At 60.0% G+C, this 17680-nt stretch carries 17 protein-coding genes; 5 read left to right on the top strand and 12 right to left on the bottom strand.

All coding sequences use genetic code 11. The annotated features are described in order from the left end of the window. Positions 1-119, top strand: a 119-nt coding sequence (locus tag AC3WP4_RS27950; protein WP_371917835.1) for a hypothetical protein, incomplete at its 5' end; no start/stop codon positions are given. A 113-nt stretch (positions 120-232) separates the two neighbouring features. Here the strand turns inward: AC3WP4_RS27950 and AC3WP4_RS27955 are convergent. From AC3WP4_RS27955 to AC3WP4_RS27965, 3 genes are all read right to left on the bottom strand, one after another. Next, positions 233-1186 carry an adenosine deaminase gene (locus tag AC3WP4_RS27955; protein ID WP_102615717.1) on the bottom strand — a complete coding sequence of 318 codons (954 nt, stop codon included), beginning with the start codon at positions 1184-1186 and terminating at the stop codon, positions 233-235. 82 nt (positions 1187-1268) lie between these two features. Beyond that, a complete protein-coding gene (locus tag AC3WP4_RS27960) occupies positions 1269-2234 on the bottom strand; it encodes a 2-oxoglutarate and iron-dependent oxygenase domain-containing protein (RefSeq protein WP_102615718.1) in 966 nt (321 codons plus the stop codon). A gap of 135 nt (positions 2235-2369) precedes the next feature. After that, on the bottom strand, positions 2370-3452 hold the full coding sequence (locus tag AC3WP4_RS27965) for a BMP family ABC transporter substrate-binding protein (protein ID WP_102615719.1): 1083 nt from the start codon (positions 3450-3452) through the stop codon (positions 2370-2372). A 241-nt stretch (positions 3453-3693) separates the two neighbouring features. Here AC3WP4_RS27965 and AC3WP4_RS27970 point away from each other — a divergent pair, with 241 nt between their 5' ends. Then, positions 3694-4782 carry a calcium:cation antiporter gene (locus AC3WP4_RS27970; RefSeq protein ID WP_102615720.1) on the top strand — a complete coding sequence of 363 codons (1089 nt, stop codon included), beginning with the start codon at positions 3694-3696 and terminating at the stop codon, positions 4780-4782. A gap of 50 nt (positions 4783-4832) precedes the next feature. Here AC3WP4_RS27970 and AC3WP4_RS27975 read toward each other — a convergent pair whose 3' ends face one another. The 3 genes from AC3WP4_RS27975 to AC3WP4_RS27985 all read right to left on the bottom strand — a co-directional run bounded on the left by AC3WP4_RS27975 (position 4833) and on the right by AC3WP4_RS27985 (position 7528). After that, the gene (locus tag AC3WP4_RS27975; RefSeq protein ID WP_102615721.1) at positions 4833-6191 is read right to left on the bottom strand and encodes an 8-oxoguanine deaminase; all 1359 of its coding nucleotides are present in this window, start codon (positions 6189-6191) and stop codon (positions 4833-4835) included. 274 nt (positions 6192-6465) lie between these two features. Further along, positions 6466-7152 carry an SDR family oxidoreductase gene (locus tag AC3WP4_RS27980; protein ID WP_102615722.1) on the bottom strand — a complete coding sequence of 229 codons (687 nt, stop codon included), beginning with the start codon at positions 7150-7152 and terminating at the stop codon, positions 6466-6468. 25 nt (positions 7153-7177) lie between these two features. After that, positions 7178-7528, bottom strand: a complete 351-nt coding sequence (locus tag AC3WP4_RS27985) for a MerR family transcriptional regulator (RefSeq protein WP_076031504.1) — start codon at positions 7526-7528, stop codon at positions 7178-7180. A gap of 82 nt (positions 7529-7610) precedes the next feature. Here AC3WP4_RS27985 and AC3WP4_RS27990 point away from each other — a divergent pair, with 82 nt between their 5' ends. Beyond that, entirely contained in the window at positions 7611-8057 is a 447-nt protein-coding gene (locus tag AC3WP4_RS27990) for a hypothetical protein (protein WP_102615723.1), read from the top strand. A gap of 60 nt (positions 8058-8117) precedes the next feature. Here the strand turns inward: AC3WP4_RS27990 and AC3WP4_RS27995 are convergent, their stop codons facing one another. From AC3WP4_RS27995 to AC3WP4_RS28020, 6 genes are all read right to left on the bottom strand, one after another. Further along, complete coding sequence (locus AC3WP4_RS27995; protein WP_102615724.1) at positions 8118-9044, bottom strand: ABC transporter permease; 927 nt, start codon at positions 9042-9044, stop codon at positions 8118-8120. Next, a complete protein-coding gene (locus AC3WP4_RS28000) occupies positions 9044-10150 on the bottom strand; it encodes an ABC transporter permease (protein WP_074873542.1) in 1107 nt (368 codons plus the stop codon). The genes AC3WP4_RS27995 and AC3WP4_RS28000 overlap by 1 nt, the downstream gene beginning before the upstream one ends. A gap of 11 nt (positions 10151-10161) precedes the next feature. Next, positions 10162-11727, bottom strand: coding sequence for an ABC transporter ATP-binding protein (locus tag AC3WP4_RS28005; RefSeq protein WP_102615725.1), 1566 nt, complete (start codon positions 11725-11727; stop codon positions 10162-10164). Positions 11728-12258: 531 nt separating this feature from the next. Beyond that, positions 12259-12840, bottom strand: coding sequence for an IMPACT family protein (locus AC3WP4_RS28010; protein ID WP_102615726.1), 582 nt, complete (start codon positions 12838-12840; stop codon positions 12259-12261). A 7-nt stretch (positions 12841-12847) separates the two neighbouring features. Further along, entirely contained in the window at positions 12848-13498 is a 651-nt protein-coding gene (locus tag AC3WP4_RS28015; RefSeq protein WP_102615727.1) for a TetR/AcrR family transcriptional regulator, read from the bottom strand. Between the two features lie 178 nt (positions 13499-13676). Beyond that, positions 13677-14597, bottom strand: a complete 921-nt coding sequence (locus AC3WP4_RS28020) for a LysR family transcriptional regulator (protein ID WP_074873550.1) — start codon at positions 14595-14597, stop codon at positions 13677-13679. Between the two features lie 140 nt (positions 14598-14737). Here AC3WP4_RS28020 and aptA point away from each other — a divergent pair, with 140 nt between their 5' ends. Both aptA and AC3WP4_RS28030 read left to right on the top strand, forming a co-directional pair. Then, entirely contained in the window at positions 14738-16087 is a 1350-nt protein-coding gene (gene aptA / locus AC3WP4_RS28025; RefSeq protein WP_076028743.1) for an omega-aminotransferase AptA, read from the top strand. Positions 16088-16152: 65 nt separating this feature from the next. After that, a complete protein-coding gene (locus AC3WP4_RS28030) occupies positions 16153-17646 on the top strand; it encodes a CoA-acylating methylmalonate-semialdehyde dehydrogenase (protein ID WP_074873554.1) in 1494 nt (497 codons plus the stop codon). Positions 17647-17680: the final 34 nt, after the last annotated feature.

Raw genomic sequence — 17680 nt, forward strand, 5'->3', positions numbered from 1 at the left:
AGGGCGGGGTGTTTGCGCTGGGGGCGATGTGTTTTGCGATTGCGGCAGGGGTGGTGTGGGTGTTCGGGATGGAGACCCGGGGCAAGACACTGGAAGAATTAAGCGAGGCGGTTGCTTGATGATCGTTCCCACGCTCCGCGTGGGAATGCAGCCCGGGACGCTCCGCGTCCCAAAAGCGGACGCAGAGCGTCCGGTGAGGCATTCCCACGCGGAGCGTGGGAACGATCAGTTTTTAGGGTTTCACCAACCGGGCATCCAGGCTGTTTTGCGCCAGTCGCTTGGCCTGATCCTGGGTCATGCCCAAATGGGTATACAGCGCATGGAAGTTCTCGGTGACATAACCGCCGAAGTAAGCCGGGTCATCCGAGTTCACGGTCACTTTCACGCCACGCTCGAGCATGTCGAGAATGTTGTGCTGTGACATGTGATCGAACACGCAGAGCTTGGTGTTCGACAACGGGCACACGGTCAACGGGATTTGCTCGTCGATGATCCGCTGCATCAACCGCTCGTCTTCGATGGCTCGCACGCCATGGTCGATGCGTTGGATTTTCAGCAGGTCGAGGGCTTCCCAGATGTACTCGGGCGGGCCTTCTTCACCCGCGTGGGCGACGGTCAGGAAGCCTTCGTGGCGGGCCCGATCAAACACGCGCTGGAACTTGCTTGGCGGATGACCCATCTCCGAACTGTCCAGACCGACGGCGACAAACGCATCACGGAACGGCAGCGCCTGGTCGAGGGTTTTCTCGGCTTCTTCTTCGCTCAAGTGGCGCAGGAAACTCAGGATCAAACCGCTGGTGATGCCCAGTTGCTGTTCGCCATCCTTCAACGCGGCGGCGATGCCATTGAGCACCACTTCGAACGGTACGCCACGGTCAGTGTGGGTCTGCGGGTCGAAGAACGGTTCGGTGTGAATCACGTTCTGCGCCTTGCAGCGCAACAGGTAAGCCCAGGTCAGGTCGTAGAAATCCTGAGACGTGCGCAACACGTCGGCGCCCTGGTAATACAGGTCGAGAAACTCTTGCAGGTTGTTGAAGGCATAAGCCTTGCGCAGGGTTTCGACGTCGCTCCACGGCAGGGCGATCTTGTTGCGTTCGGCCAGGGCGAACAGCAACTCAGGCTCCAGCGAACCCTCAAGGTGCAGGTGCAGTTCTGCCTTGGGCAGGGCGTTCAGCCAGTCGTACATAGTCTTTTCTCATCAGGTGCAGATGGCGAGCATTCTACAGATGCTCGTGGAAACAATTAGCAAAACCTGACCAGCCGGTTCATCACAGCGCTTCCTGTTGCCGTCGATAGGCGTAGGTATCGGCGAAGCGCGAGAGCAGGAATTCGGCGCAGGTGGTGGCCGGATACTTTGTCGGGTGCCGTTCATCCTGACAGCCGGGCAGGCATTCGATGACGGTGTCGGGGTGCGGTTCGGCAAAAAATGGCATCGAGTAACGGTCCAAGCCCAGGGGGCTGATCACCCGGTGCGGCGTCGACCGGTAACGGTCGTTGCTCCAGCGCGCCATCATGTCGCCGAGGTTGACCACGAACGTGCTGTCGATCGGCGGTGCATCGATCCACTCGCCGTTAACGTTTCGCACTTGCAGGCCGCCGGCGGCATCCTGATACAGCAGGGTGATACAACCGTAATCGGTGTGGGCGCCGGCGCCTTGTTGCGCTTCGGAGCTGGCGGTGTGGCGCGGTGGGTAATGAATCATCCGCAACACGCTGACCGGTTCAACGAAGCGGCTGTCGAAAAAATCGCGCTCGATACCCAGTGCCACAGTCATGGCCCGTAACAGGGTTTGTGCCAAGGCTTGCATGTCGACGTAGTGCTGCTCCATCAACGACTCCCAGCCGGGCATCGACGGATGACGGTTGGGGCCGCGCAGCGGTTTTTCCGCCAGCACGTCTGGGTGATCGACCGGCAAGTGCAGGCCCATGTCGAAGGTTTCTTTCAGGTCGCTGGGTTTGCTCGGGTCGAGTTGTTCGGTGGCGATGGCGCCGTAACCGCGGTGGTGACGGGTTTGGGTGATGTCGATCCTGAGTTTTTCGGCGGCGGGCAGGGCGAAGAAACGTTGGGCGCTGTCGAGTACGGCGTTAATGCGCGCGGCGCTGATCGGATGACCCTTGATGTAGAAGAAGCCCCACTCGCGGCAGGCATGGTCGATTTGCGTGGCGATTGATTGCCAGGCGGAGGGGTCATCGCTGTAGAGCGGGGCGATGTCGATGATCGGGAGCGGGTTCATTTTTCAGTCTCTATAACGATCGTTCCCACGCTCCGCGTGGGAATGCAGCCCGGGACGCTCCGCGTCCCAAAAACGGACGCAGAGCGTCCATTGAGGCATTCCCACGCAGAGCGTGGGAACGATCATGGAGGTAGGTTACTTCGGTATCTCGGCCTTCATGCCTTCAACGTAGTAGTTCATCGATGCCAGCTCCGCATTGCTCGCCGTCGCGCCCACCGCAATCTTCTCGACGCCGGCCTGATCCTTGATCGGTCCGGTGAACGGGTGGAAAGCACCGCTCTTGATGTCGGTAATGATCTGCTCCGCCTCGGCTTTCACGGGCGCCGGCACCAGATCGCTCATCGGTAACTCAACCGTGCCTTCCTTCAACCCACCCCAGTAATCCTGCGATTTCCACAGGTGATCGAGCACGCTTTGGGTCGCCTGAATGTAGTGCGGCGCCCAGTCGTTGACGATGGACGTCAGCACCGCTTTCGGCCCGAAGTGCGCCATGTCCGACGCGTAGCCCACGGCATACACGCCGCGTCGTTCGGCCGCCTGGATCGGCGCCGGGCTGTCGGTGTGCTGGAACACCACGTCCACGCCCTGATCGATCAACGCATTGGCGGCATCGGCCTCTTTGCCCGGATCGAACCAGGAGTTGACCCACACCACTTTGATCTCGGTGCCCGGGTTGTACTTGTTCAGAGCCAGTTGAATGGCGTTGATGTCGCGGATCACTTCCGGGATCGGGAAGGACGCGACGTAACCGATCTTCTTGGTCCTGGTCATTTTCGCCGCGAGGAAGCCGCCGACGTAGCGACCTTCATACGTGCGCGCCAGGTAGGTGCCGAGGTTCTTGTCCTGTTTGTAGCCGGTGGCGTGTTCGAAGGTCACCTTGGGAAATTGCTTGGCGACTTTCAGGGTCGGGTTCATGTAGCCGAAGGACGTGGTGAAGACCAGGTCGTACTTGTCCTTGGCCATGTTGCGGATCACCCGTTCGGCGTCGGCACCTTCGGCGACGTTCTCCACGTAGTTGGTGGTGATTTGATCGCCGAATTTTTCCGCCAGCGCCTTGCGCCCCTGTTCATGCTGATACGTCCAGCCGTGATCGCCAATCGGACCGATGTAGACGAAGCCGACTTTCAGCGGGTCGGCGGCACTGGCGGTCAGGCTGGCGCTCAGACCGATGGCCGCGACGACGGCGCCAAGCAGCTTCTTCAACGGACGTTTGTGCATGAATTCGAACTCCATGTTGTTGTGAGGTTGGCAGGGCAATGCAAATTGCTGACCAACAAGACAACTAAAGGATCGAGATCGCGTAACGGCCATCGCGAGCAGGCCCTTGAGGCCGATAAAAGTGCATGGCCTGACACGGCTGCCATCCACTGGTGCGCTAAGGTGTAACGAAACGTTAGCGCCGCCCCACAGTCAGTAGCTCATCACCCTGGTTTCGCTTCACCTGGCAAAAAGGCCCGCAATGCTCACACTCCTCAAGCAAGAAAAGTTTCTGTTGTTGGCCGTGATCGCCGCCGCCGTCGCCTACCCGCTGGAGCACTGGATGCTGCACAGCGGCCAGCCCATCGCGCTGACCGCCGGCCTGGTGCTGATTGCCTTCATCGTCGTTGCCTCCATGCGCGTTGCTCATCACGCCGAACTGCTTGCGGAAAAAGTCGGTGACCCTTACGGCACGATGATCCTGACCCTGGCCGCCGTGCTGGTGGAAGTGGTGATCCTGGCGATCATGATGAGCAACGAGGCTTCGCCGACCCTGGTACGCGACACGATCTATTCGGCGGTGATGCTCGACATCAACGGCATCCTCGGCCTCGCTGCGTTGATGGGTGGGCTCAAGCACGGCGAACAGTCCTACAACGACGACTCGGCCCGCAGTTACAGCGTGATGATCCTCACCGCCATGGGCGTTTCCATGGTGGTGCCGGAGTTCATTCCCGAGGCTCGCTGGAAACTCTATTCGGCGTTCACCATTGGTGCGATGGTCGTGCTCTACACCCTGTTCCTGCGCATGCAGGTCGGGCCGCACAGTTATTTCTTCAGCTACAGCTACCCGGAAAAGCGCCGCAAGAAAGTCTCGGAACAAGAACCTGAACCGGTCAATCTGGGGCTGAGCATTGGGACATTGGTGTTCGGCGTGGTGGTGATCGGCGCATTGGCCGAGGTAATGTCCAAGACCCTCGATCTGGGCCTCGAAGGGACGGGCGCACCGCCGGTGATCACGGCAATCCTGGTGGCGGCAATCTCGGCGGCGCCGGAAATCCTGACCGCGTTGCGGGCGGCACTGGCCAACCGCATGCAGTCGGTGGTCAACATCGCCATGGGCGCATCGCTGTCGACAGTCATCCTGACAGTGCCGGTGATGGAAGCGATGGCGCTCTACACCGGCCAGCCGTTCCAGATGGCGATGACCCCGGTGCAGACCGTGATGATCTTCCTCACCCTGATCGTCAGCGCGATCAACCTCAATGATGGCGAAACCAACGCCATCGAAGGCATGACCCACTTTGTGCTGTTTGCGACGTTCATCATGTTGTCGCTGCTGGGCCTGTAGTTGATGGGTGATCGTTCCCACGCAGAGCGTGGGAACGATCAGGTGGTGGATTAGGTACCGGCGATGAGTTGCCGAGCCGCCTGGCTGTGATCGGCAATCAAGCCTTTCAAATCCAGCCCTTCAACCTGCCCATCAATCACCCGCCATTTGCCGCCAATCATCACCCGATCCGCCCGGTCAGCGCCGCACAGCAGCAATGCCGACACCGGATCATGACTGCCGGAGAACCGCAGCTCATCAAGCTTGAACAGCGCCAGGTCCGCTTGCTTGCCCACTGCCAGTTCTCCGATATCAGTACGCCCGAGCAAACTCGCCGAACCCTTGGTCGCCCAACCCAAAACCAGTTCCGGGGTGATCTTCTCGGCGCCATAACGCAGCCGCTGAATGTACAGCGCCTGACGGGTTTCCAGCATCATGTTCGACGCATCGTTGGACGCCGAGCCGTCCACGCCCAAGCCCAGCAATGCACCCGCAGCCGTTAGGTCCAGCGTCGGGCAGATGCCGGATGCCAGGCGCATGTTCGAACTCGGGCAATGGCAAATGCCGGTGCCGGCAGCGCCGAGGCGAGCGATTTCGTCCGGGTTGAAGTGAATGCCGTGAGCCAGCCAGGTGCGCGGGCCGAGCCAGCCGACGCTGTCGAGGTAATCCACGGTGCGCAGGCCGAAGCGCTGCAGGCAGAAATCTTCTTCGTCGAGGGTTTCGGCCAGATGAGTGTGCAGGCGCACGTCGAGTTTGTTCGCCAGTTCGGCGCTGGCGGACATGATTTGCGGGGTCACCGAAAACGGTGAGCAGGGCGCGAGGGCGATCTGGATTTGCGCACCGTCGCCACGCTCGTGGTATTCGGCGATCAAGCGTTGGCTGTCGGCGAGGATCACTTCGCCTTCCTGCACGGTTTGCTGCGGCGGCAAGCCGCCGTCCTTTTCGCCGAGGCTCATGGAACCGCGCGTCAACATGGCGCGCATGCCCAGTTCGCGAACGCTTTCGACCTGTACATCGATCGCATTTTCCAGGCCTTGCGGAAACAGGTAATGGTGATCGGCCGCGGTGGTGCAGCCGGACAGCAGCAACTCGGCCAACGCAACTTTGCTGGCGAGGGCGAGTTTTTCAGGGGTGAGGCGGGCCCAGACCGGATAGAGGGTTTTCAGCCACGGGAACAACGGCTGATTGACCACCGGCGCCCAGGCGCGGGTCAGGGTTTGATAGAAGTGGTGATGGGTGTTGATCAGCCCCGGCAGGATCACATGCTCGCGGGCATCGAAGACTTGTCCACAGGGCGCGGAAGGTTGCTGGCCGGCGGCGAGCACTTCGACGATCAAACCGTCTTGCAGCACCAGGCCGCCACGGGCATCGAGGCCATTGGCAGTGAAGATCGCGAGGGGATTTTTTAACCAGGTACGGGTCGCAGGCATGTTGGCCGGCTCCTCTGAAAGTGGGGTTCAGGTTAGCCAGCTCAGTGATTACCCTGTCTGCTGATCCAGGGTCGCCGCGGGGACGAGGTGCGGAGTTTCATTCAAAACCGCATCGCGGGCAAGCCCGGGCCGACCAGGCGATGCAAAACCCCGGTGTGGAATGAGTCCCTGTGGGAGCGAGCCTGCTCGCGAAAGCGGTGTGTCAGCCAACAACAATGTTGAATGTACTGCCGCCTTCGCGAGCAGGCTCGCTCCCACAGGAGGGCGGTGGTGGTTACCAGGGAATGGTTTCACCCCGGTAATTCACAAAATGATGTCCGCCCTTGCCGGTATACGCATTCACCTGATCGACCAACCCACGCGTACTGGTGTCCACATCGATGTCGGCGCCTTCACCGCCCATGTCGGTCTTCACCCAACCCGGATGCAGCGACAACACGGTGAGTTTCTGCTCGCCCAACTGAGTGACGAAGCTGTTGGTCATCGAGTTCAGCGCTGCTTTGCTCGCTTTGTACAACGCCAGCTCCGGCGCATCCGGCATGGTCACGCTGCCCAGCACCGAACTCATGAACGCCAGCACGCCGCTGTCCGGACGAATCTGCCCGACAAAGCGTTGAGCCAGATTGATCGGCGCCACCGCATTGGTGAAGAACAGTTGCCCGACTTCGGCCAGGGTCGCGCCGCCCGGCGTTTGAACGTCCGGGCCTTTGACCCCGGCATTCACGAACAACAGGTCGAACACTTCGCCCTTGAGCTGCTGGCTCAGAGCGATGACCGCTTGCTGATCGTCCATGTCGAGTTTTTCGATCCGCACCTTGCCCAAGGCTTCCAAGGCTTCGGCATTCTGCGGGTTGCGCACGGTGGCGGTGACCTGCCAGCCGTCGGCCAGCAGGGTTTTTACCAGACCGAGGCCCAGGCCCCGGGAGGCGCCGATGATGAGTGCGGTTTTTGCCGTAGACATAAGTGGCTTCCTTGATAAATGAGGATCACGGATTCAATGGACAACGTTGACCGAGCCGTTGCTGCAACTCCTGACGCAGCGCGCCGAGTTCGTCGATTCGGGTTTCGATCAGTTTGAGTTTGTCTTGCAGCAATTGCGTGACGGCGCTGTCGGGATCGGGCGACTGCGATATCGCGGCGACGCTGTTGCCGATTTCGCCGAGGGTAAAGCCCAATCGCTGAGCGGTCTTGATGTACTGCACCAGTTGCACCATGTCCGCCGGGTAGTCGCGATAACCGTTGGCGCTGCGTTGTGCCGCAATCAATCCGCGTTGCTCGTAAAAGCGCAGCGTGTCGCGGCTGACGGCGCTGGCCTGGGCTAATTCTCCGATGCGCATCATGACTTCTCGAGAGGGCTTGACCTTGGAGCATACTCCAGGCTTTAGCCTTGTTGCTCCCTGATTTTTTGGAGCAAAACGGATGTGGACTTCAACGCAATATCGCCGGTTGGTGAAGGGTAGTGCCTGGTATGACTTGATCGTGACGGCAGCGTTTGTCACACCGTGGAGTTTTGTGGCGTTGCATGGCGTTTTGTTGAGTGTGAGCCAAGCGCTCAATTTGTCCGGCGAGTTGCCGACGTTTGAGCCGATGCACATGCTGATGGCCAATCTGTTGGGGTCGATTGTCTGCGTGTGGGCGGTGCTGCGGATTCGTGATCCGCAGCAGGTGTATGGGCGGTATGACGCGGTGGGCAGGTTTCTGTTTTCGGCTTGGCTGCTCTATGCCTTGCTCCATGGCGCCAGTTCGCTGTTGGTGATTTTTCTGGTCTTTGAATTGGCGTGGGGCGTAGCTCAGGTGTTGCCAGTGCGGACGTCATCGCGAGCAGGCTCATTCCCACAGGGGATCCGTGTCGACCCGCAATCCTGAGTTAAACCCGTACTACTGTGGGAGCGAGCCTGCTCGCGATGAGGCCGGTGCAGACAACCGCTAATGCCCGGCCTGCCAAGGTTTCCCCAACGACACCGGCGCATACAACCGCGTACGCATCGCATCCCGGGACAACATCACCAACACCACAATGGTCGCGACATACGGCAGCATCGCCAACAGACTCGACGGAATCGCCAGCCCCAACCCCTGCGCCACCAGATGCAGGATGCTGGCGAGCCCAAACAGATACGCCCCCAGCAGCAATCGCCATACCCGCCAACTGGCAAACACCACCAGTGCCAGGGCGATCCAGCCACGCCCGGCGCTCATGTTCTCCGCCCACATCGGCGTGTAGGCCAGCGACAAATAAGCCCCGGCCAACCCAGCCATCGCCCCGCCAAACAGCACCGCCAGCGTGCGCACGCCCAACACCGGCAAACCCATCGCGCTGGCTGCATCCGGGTTTTCGCCGACCGCCTGAATGATCAGCCCGACGCGACTTTTCACCATCACCCAGGCCACCAGCGCAAACAGCGCGAACGACACATACACCAACAGATCCTGCGCAAACAGCATCCGTCCGATCAGCGGGATGTCACTCAAAAAAGGAATCGCCACCGGCTCAAAACCTGCCAGCGGTTTACCGACCCACGCCGCGCCGACAAAGGTCGACAGGCCCACGCCGAAGATCGTCAGCGCCAACCCGGTGGCCACCTGATTGGCGTTGAACACCAGCGCCACCAACGCAAACAACGACGACAACAGCATCCCGGCAAGCATCGCCAGCAACACGCCGAGCCACAGGTTGCCGCTGTTCAAGGCGACGATAAAACCGATCACCGCCCCAAACAGCATCATCCCTTCCTGGCCGAGGTTCAGAACGCCGCTCTTCTCGCAGATCAGCTCACCGAGTGCCACCAACAGTAGCGGCGTACCGCAGCGGACCATGGCGTAGAAAATATTGCTCAGCAGATCGATATCCATCACAGCGCTCCTGCGTGTACGGCGGTGGCTGGTGCACGACGGGTCCAGCGCAGGTTCAAGCGCGGTCGGTAGAGAATCAGCACGTCACTGGCCAGCAGGAAAAACAGCATCATGCCCTGGAACAATTGGGTGATTGCTTGTGGCAGATTCATGCTCATCTGCGCGCTCTCGCCGCCGAGGTACAGCAACGCCATCAGCAGGCTGGAAAACAGAATGCCGATGGGATTGAGTCGTCCGAGAAACGCCACGGTGATCGCGGCATAGCCGTAACCGGGCGAGACTTGCGGTACCAATTGGCCGATCGGCCCGGTGACCTCGCACACCCCGGCCAGCCCCGCCAATCCTCCGCTGATCAACAGCGCCAGCCAGATCAGCCGTTTCTCGCGAAAGCCGACGAACCCCGCTGCGCGCTTGTCCAGCCCGAGGACTTTGATCTGGAAACCGATAAAGCTTTTCTGCAGCAACACCCACACAGCGACCAACGCGAGCAAGGCGAAATACACGCCGACGTGAACCCGACCATCCTCCATCAGCAGCGGCAAACGGCTGGCATCGCCGAACATTGCGGACTCGGGAAAGTTGAACCCGGCCGGATCCTTCAACGGTCCATGCACACAAAACAACAGCAGGTTCAGGGCGATGTAATTGAGCATGATGCTGGTGAGGATTTCATTGGCATTGAAACGCGTGCGCAACCACGCTGTCAGTCCGGCCCATGCGGCACCGGCCAGGGTGCCGACGAGCAGGATCAGCACCAGCGCCCAGCGGCTTTGCATGCCGATGATATTCACCGCCAGCGCACTGCCGGCCAGCGCGCCAAGCAGCAACTGACCTTCGGCGCCGATGTTCCAGATCCGCGCCTGGTACGCCACCGCCAGCCCCAACGCGCAGAGCAAAATCGGCAGCGCTTTGACCAGCAACTCGGAGACGCCATACAGGTCGCTGATCGGCGCGATCAGCAAGGTGTGCAGCGTCAGTAATGGATCATGCCCCAGCGCGATAAACAGCAGCGAGCCACAGCCCAACGTCAGGACAGCCGCCAGCAACGGCGAGCACCACAGCATCAGGCGCGATTGCTGGCCACGGGGTTCGAGAGAAAGCAGCATGTGAATCTCCGTTAAACCGTTGCGGGTGCGAGTGATTGAGGGGCGTCGAACTGGCCGGCCATCCAGCCGCCGACATCGATCAGGCGCGTGTCGACCGTGGCCTTGAGCGGCGACAATCGACCGCTGCACAACGCGCCGAGGCGGTCGCTGATCTGGAACAGTTCGTCGAGGTCTTCGCCGATCACCAGGATCGCCGCGCCAGCGTCGCGCAAGGCAATCAGCGCCCGGTGAATGGTCGCGGCGGCGCCGACGTCCACGCCCCAGGTCGGGTGCGCGGCCACCAGCAGTTTCGGTTGCTGCAGGATTTCCCGGCCGAGGATGAATTTCTGCAAGTTGCCGCCAGACAGGCTGCGGGCCGGTGTCTGGCTATCGGGTGTCTTGACCCCGAAGCGGCGGATGATTTCTTCGGCCAGCGCTTCGACCTTGCCACGCTGGATCAGGCCGTTGCTGACCAGCCCCTGTTGAAACGCAGTCAGCAGAGCGTTGTCCGCCAGGCTCAGGTCCGGCACCGCGCCATGGCCCAGACGTTCAGCGGGGACGTAGGCCTGGCCCAGTTTGCGCCGCGCATCCGGCCGCAAGTGCGCCACCGGTTGCCCGCCGAAACTGATCGTTGCGCCGTCGTTGCGACTGAGCGGTTCTTCGCCGCTGAGCAGGGCAAGCAACTCATCCTGACCGTTGCCCGCGACCCCGGCGATGCCGACGATCTCGCCACTGCGTACTTCAAGCTCGATGTCCTTCAGCGAACAGCCGAAGGGATCGGGGTTGTGCCAGGACAGTCCCGTCACATTCAGGAATGCATTAGCGCCAGTGACTTTCGGATAGTCCGTAATCAGCGCAGCGGCTTCGCCGACCATCAACTGCGCCAGCTGCCGATCCGAACACTCGGCCGGCACGCAATGCCCGGCCACCCGACCGCCGCGCAACACCGTGGCGCTGTGGCACAACGCGCGAACTTCACCGAGTTTGTGGCTGATAAACAGAATGCTGCAGCCTTCGCCGGAGAGTCGGCGCAAGGTGACGAACAAATCGTCGGCTTCCTGCGGAGTCAGCACCGAAGTTGGCTCATCGAGAATCAGCAGGCGGATGTCCTGCATCAGGCAACGAATGATTTCCACCCGCTGGCGTTCGCCGATCGACAGGCTGTGGACAAGTCGCCCCGGCTCCAGCGCCATGCCGTAGCGCCGGGAGACTTCACGAATCCTTGGCTCAAGCTGTTTCGGTGTACCCGCCGCCGCGCCCATCGCCAAAGCAATGTTCTGCGCCACGCTCAAAGTCTCGAACAGCGAGAAATGCTGGAACACCATGCCGATTCCCAGCCCCCGAGCCTGAGCCGGGTTGCGCAGGGTCAGGCGTTGTCCTTGCCAGATCATCTCGCCCGAGTCCGCGTGGGTGACGCCGTAGATGATCTTCATCAACGTACTTTTACCCGCGCCGTTTTCGCCGAGCAGGGCGTGGATTTCACCGGGTGCAATGCTCAGGTCGATGGCATCGTTGGCCAGGCAACCGGGGTAGCGCTTGCTGATGTTGCGCAGTTGCAGGCGAGGTGTTGGATCGGAGATCGGCACGGGGTTGGGCATGACAGGCTCGGGTCGATAGAAGTGATGTCTGTGGATAAAGCAATTTCCTGGCCATTGAGTCAGGAAAAATCAAATGCGCTACAGATAAAGGCTTTGAGGACGACACCCCGCCCTATGTCGATCCCGCACCAGGCACCACTTGAGGGCAACGCCGTTGATCAGGCTCCGGTTTTGCACAAGGCGTTTGGTCAAAAAACAAGCAACCGGCGCCAAGCCATGCCGGACATGGGGCGGCGACAGCCATGAACGGGTTATCCACAGATTGCTCCACAGTATTTGTGCGCAAGCCCGAAGCTCGGGCATAAGCACCGTGTGGCTTTCTTCTAAAGGTGATAAACCGCGTTAACTGATTGTTTTTACGTGGATTTATCATTTTCGATGGCGGATTGGACGAAAAGTGAGCAAAGCCCGCAAAGCCGCATGACAGAAGGGTTACAGCCGAGTGTGCTCAGGTTATCCACAGCCGGGTGCACAGTAGATGTGGGCAAATGCACCGGTTCGACGAAAGGGCGGTGAACGTTGTTGGTGCGATTAGTGCTGCAACAAAATGCGTCCGCGGCTCAAATCTGCCAGCTGCGTTTGCAGGGTATCGATCTGGCTTTCGCCGATCGCCAATTGCAGCTCTACACCGTTGGCCGTGAACGTTTCTTCCACGACCAAACCACCCAGTTCCGCCACCCGAAGCTTCACCAGCGGTAACTCTGCAAAAGCACAGGCACAACTCACCGGCACCCGACTGATCAGCTCAACCTTCGCCGCCGCTTGCAGGCATTTGTTGGCGCCGCCGCCATACGCCCGGGCGAGGCCACCGGTGCCGAGTTGAATGCCGCCATACCAACGAATCACCAGCACCGCGACCTGATCGCAATCCTGCGCGTCGATCGCCGCCAGAATCGGTCGGCCGGCAGTGCCGCCTGGCTCGCCATCGTCAGTGCTGCGGTACTGGTCGCCAAGCTTCCAGGCCCAGCAATTGTGCGAGGCATTCAAATCGCTGTGCTGTTCGATGAACACCAGGGCTTCAGCAGGGCTGCTGATTGGCGCGGCGAAAGTGACGAAGCGGCTTTTGCGAATCTCTTCGCGGTACTCGCAAAAACCGCTGAGGGTAAAAGGCATAAGTGTCTTAGATCGTTGGCGTCAGGCCGCAGCCTTTGAGAATGATGCGGATCAGGTTGTTGCCCGCGTCTTCCATGTCTTGCTTGGTCAACTTGGTGCGACCGGTGACACGGCAGATCTGCGTGGCGAAATCGGCGTAATGCTGAGTGCTGCCCCACAACAGGAAGATCAGGTTAACCGGGTCGACCGGGTCCATTTTTCCGGCGTCGATCCACGCCTGGAACACGCCCGCCCGACCCTGGAACCACGCGCGATAGTCTTGATTGAAATATTCGGTCAGGCATTCGCCGCCGCTGATCACCTCCATCGCGAAGATCCGCGAGGCTTGTGGCTGACGACGGGAGAATTCCATCTTGGCGCGGATGTAGCGAGTCAGCGCTTCGGCCGGATCATCCTCGGCGGTCAGGGTGTTGAACGTGCTGTCCCACAACTGGAGGATGTTGCTCAACACCGCCACGTACAAACCGAGTTTGTTGGTGAAGTAGTAATGCAGATTCGCCTTGGGCAACCCGGCATTCAGGGCGATGGTGTTCATGCTGGTGCCTTTGAACCCGTGACGGGCGAACTCGTCTTCGGCGGCTTTGATGATGGTCTCTTCGTTCTTCTGACGAATCCGGCTGGCAGGTTTGCCGCCGTGAGCGGGGACTTCAAAGGTCATAGGCACTTCCGAACAAGTGAGTGGGTGCAACCAGTGCGTTGATAGCGCACCCACCGGCATCAGACAAGTCCTGACGCAATAAAACTGTGGGAGCGAGCCTGCTCGCGAAGGCGGCGGGTCAGCTGTAGAAGTATCGACTGATATGCCCTCTTCGCGAGCAGGCTCGCTCCCACATGTTTCAACGCGTCGCGGCCAGGCTTTCGAGGAAGCTTTCCAGCACCAAATGCGGACGACGCCCCTTGCGCGTGACCGATGCGAGGCTCAGGTCATAAAAACGCACCTTTGGTTTCAGCGCACGCAATCGGCCTTGCTGCACCCAGAGGCTGGCGTAGTGGTCCGGCAGGTAACCGATGAAGTGTCCGGTCAGGATCAGGAACGCCATGCCTTCCCGGTCCGAGGCGCTGGCGGTGCAATTGAGCGCCTGGTAGTGGGCCTGGATTTCCGCGGGCAAACGGAAGGTCGGCGCGATGGCGTCCTGGCTATTGAGGCGCTCGTCATCCAGTTGTTTATCGTCGACATAAAACAACGGATGACCGACCGCGCAATACAGCAGCGAGCGTTCGCTATAGAGCGGCTGATATTCCAGCCCCGACAGCGCGCTGGCCTGCGGCACCACGCCGACATGCAAACGACCGTCGAGCACGCCTTGTTCGACTTCATTGGGCGCGATCATGCGGATCTGAATCTGCACGTCCGGCCCGCGCTCCTTCAATTGCGCCAAGGCGTGGGTGATGCGCATGTGGGGCAGGGTGACCAGGTTGTCGGTCAGGCCGATGGTCAATTCGCCGCGCAAATGTAGGTGCAGTCCATTGACCTCAGTGCGGAAACTTTCCAACGCACTTAAGAGCTGCAACGCCGAGTGATAGACCTCGCGTCCTTCTTCGGTCAGGGAAAAGCCGGCTCGGCCGCGTTGGCACAAGCGCAAACCGAGGCGCTGTTCCAGATCACTCATTTGCTGGCTGATGGCCGAGCGGCCGATCCCCAGCACCGACTCCGCTGCCGAGAAGCCGCCGCACTCCACCACGCTGCGAAAGATCCGCAGCAGGCGGATATCAAAGTCACTGACTTGCGCCAGCGGATCGGGGCGACGGCTGCTCATGCTCAAAATACTCAAAGTTTAGTGGCGGGCTGACTGAACGTTAGAAGAGTTGGATTTCACCGACTTTATCCCCGTGGCAATTTAGCTGCAAGAACGCTTTTGATCTCTATGCCGCTTATTGCCCTGCGAGGTTTTGCCCAATGAACTTGCCTGAAAACAACCCGACTTCCCTGGCCAGCCAGCTCAAGCTCGATGCTCACTGGATGCCCTACACCGCCAACCGTAATTTCCAGCGCGATCCGCGACTGATCGTGGCGGCTGAAGGCAGTTGGCTGATTGATGACAAGGGGCGCAAGGTTTACGACTCGCTTTCCGGTTTGTGGACCTGCGGCGCCGGGCATACCCGCAAGGAAATTCAGGAAGCGGTCGCCAAGCAATTGGGCACCCTCGATTATTCGCCAGGCTTCCAGTACGGCCATCCGCTGTCGTTCCAGCTGGCTGAGAAAATCACCGACCTGACCCCGGGCAATCTCAATCATGTGTTCTTCACTGACTCGGGTTCCGAGTGCGCTGATACCGCAGTGAAGATGGTCCGCGCTTACTGGCGTCTGAAAGGCCAGGCCACCAAGACCAAAATGATCGGTCGTGCCCGTGGTTACCACGGTGTGAACATCGCCGGCACCAGCCTCGGCGGCGTGAACGGCAACCGCAAAATGTTCGGTCAGGCGATGATGGACGTCGATCACCTGCCGCACACCTTGCTGGCAAGCAACGCTTATTCCCGTGGCATGCCGGAGCAGGGCGGTATTGCACTGGCCGACGAACTGCTGAAGTTGATCGAGCTGCATGATGCTTCGAACATCGCCGCCGTATTCGTCGAGCCAATGGCCGGTTCAGCTGGCGTGCTGGTTCCGCCGCAGGGTTACCTCAAGCGTCTGCGTGAGATCTGCGATCAGCACAACATCCTGCTGGTGTTCGACGAAGTGATCACCGGTTTCGGCCGTACCGGTTCGATGTTCGGCGCCGACAGCTTCGGCGTGACCCCGGACCTGATGTGCATCGCCAAGCAAGTTACCAACGGCGCGATTCCGATGGGCGCAGTGATTGCCAGCTCCGAGATCTACCAGACCTTCATGAACCAGGCGACGCCGGAGTACGCGGTGGAATTTCCGCACGGCTACACCTATTCCGCGCACCCGGTGGCGTGCGCCGCTGGCCTGGCAGCACTCGACCTGCTGCAAAAGGAAAACCTGGTGCAGAGCGTGGCCGAAGTCGCGCCGCATTTCGAAAATGCGCTGCACGGTCTGAAGGGCTCGAAAAACATCATCGATATTCGTAACTACGGCCTGGCCGGTGCGATCCAGATCGCACCTCGTGACGGCGACGCCATCGTGCGTCCGTTCGAAGCCGGCATGGCGTTGTGGAAAGCCGGGTTCTACGTGCGCTTCGGCGGCGACACCCTGCAGTTCGGCCCAACCTTTAACAGCAAGCCGCAAGACCTTGATCGTCTGTTCGACGCGGTCGGCGAAGTGCTGAACAAGATCGACTGATTTTTCCCTTCTATATAGAGGCGCCCGGTGATGGGCGCCTGTGGACAACTTTTCTGGAGCCCCGCATGAGCCTTATCCCGCATTTGATCAATGGCGAACTGGTGACCGAAGACGGTCGCACAGCTGACGTGTTCAACCCGTCCACCGGCAAGGCAATCCACAAGCTGCCATTGGCCAGTCGCGAAACCATTCAAAAAGCCATCGACTCGGCCAAGGCTGCATTCCCTGCATGGCGTAACACTCCGCCGGCCAAGCGTGCGCAGGTGATGTTCCGCTTCAAGCAATTGTTGGAGCAGAACGAGGCGCGTATCGCTCAGTTAATCAGCGAAGAGCACGGCAAGACATTGGAAGATGCTGCCGGTGAACTGAAACGCGGAATCGAGAACGTCGAGTTCGCTTGCGCCGCGCCGGAAATTCTCAAAGGCGAATACAGTCGTAACGTCGGCCCGAATATTGATGCCTGGTCGGACTTCCAGCCGCTGGGCGTGGTGGCTGGTATTACGCCGTTCAACTTCCCTGCCATGGTGCCGTTGTGGATGTATCCACTGGCGATCGTCTGCGGCAACTGCTTCATTCTCAAGCCTTCCGAGCGTGACCCAAGTTCGACGTTGTTGATTGCTCAACTGTTGATCGAGGCCGGTCTGCCTAAAGGTGTGCTGAGTGTGGTGCACGGCGACAAGGCTGCGGTGGACGCGCTGATCGAAGCGCCGGAAGTCAAAGCGTTGAGCTTCGTTGGTTCGACGCCGATTGCCGAATACATCTACGCCGAAGGCACCAAGCGCGGCAAACGTGTTCAGGCACTGGGTGGAGCGAAGAACCACGCGGTGTTGATGCCGGATGCGGATCTGGATAACGCGGTCAGCGCATTGATGGGCGCGGCGTATGGTTCTTGTGGTGAACGTTGCATGGCGATCTCGGTGGCTGTGTGCGTCGGTGACCAGGTGGCGGATGCGCTGGTGGCCAAGTTGGTACCGCAAATCAAGGCGCTGAAAATCGGTGCCGGTACTTCCTGCGGTCTGGACATGGGGCCGCTGGTTTCCGGTCAGGCTCGCGACAAAGTCAGTGGCTATATAGAAGACGGTGTTTCGGCGGGTGCTTCCTTGGTGGTCGATGGTCGTGGCCTGAGCGTGGCGGGTCATGAGGAAGGTTTCTTCCTGGGTGGCTGCCTGTTCGATAACGTCACACCAGAAATGCGCATCTATAAAGAAGAGATCTTCGGGCCGGTGCTGTGTGTTGTCCGGGTTAACAGCCTGGAAGAGGCGATGCAGCTGATCAACGATCACGAGTATGGCAACGGCACCTGCATCTTTACCCGTGATGGGGAAGCGGCACGGTTGTTCTGCGACGAAATCGAAGTCGGTATGGTCGGCGTTAACGTACCGCTGCCGGTACCGGTGGCTTATCACAGCTTTGGCGGCTGGAAGCGCTCGCTGTTCGGCGACTTGCATGCGTATGGTCCGGATGGCGTGCGTTTCTACACCCGTCGCAAGGCCATTACCCAGCGCTGGCCACAACGAGCGAGCCATGAAGCTTCGCAGTTCGCATTTCCTAGCTTGTAAGTAGAAGGGAAGAAGGCCGGCCCCTTGGGGGCGG

The sequence above is a fragment of the Pseudomonas sp. FW305-20 genome, assembly GCF_058788075.1.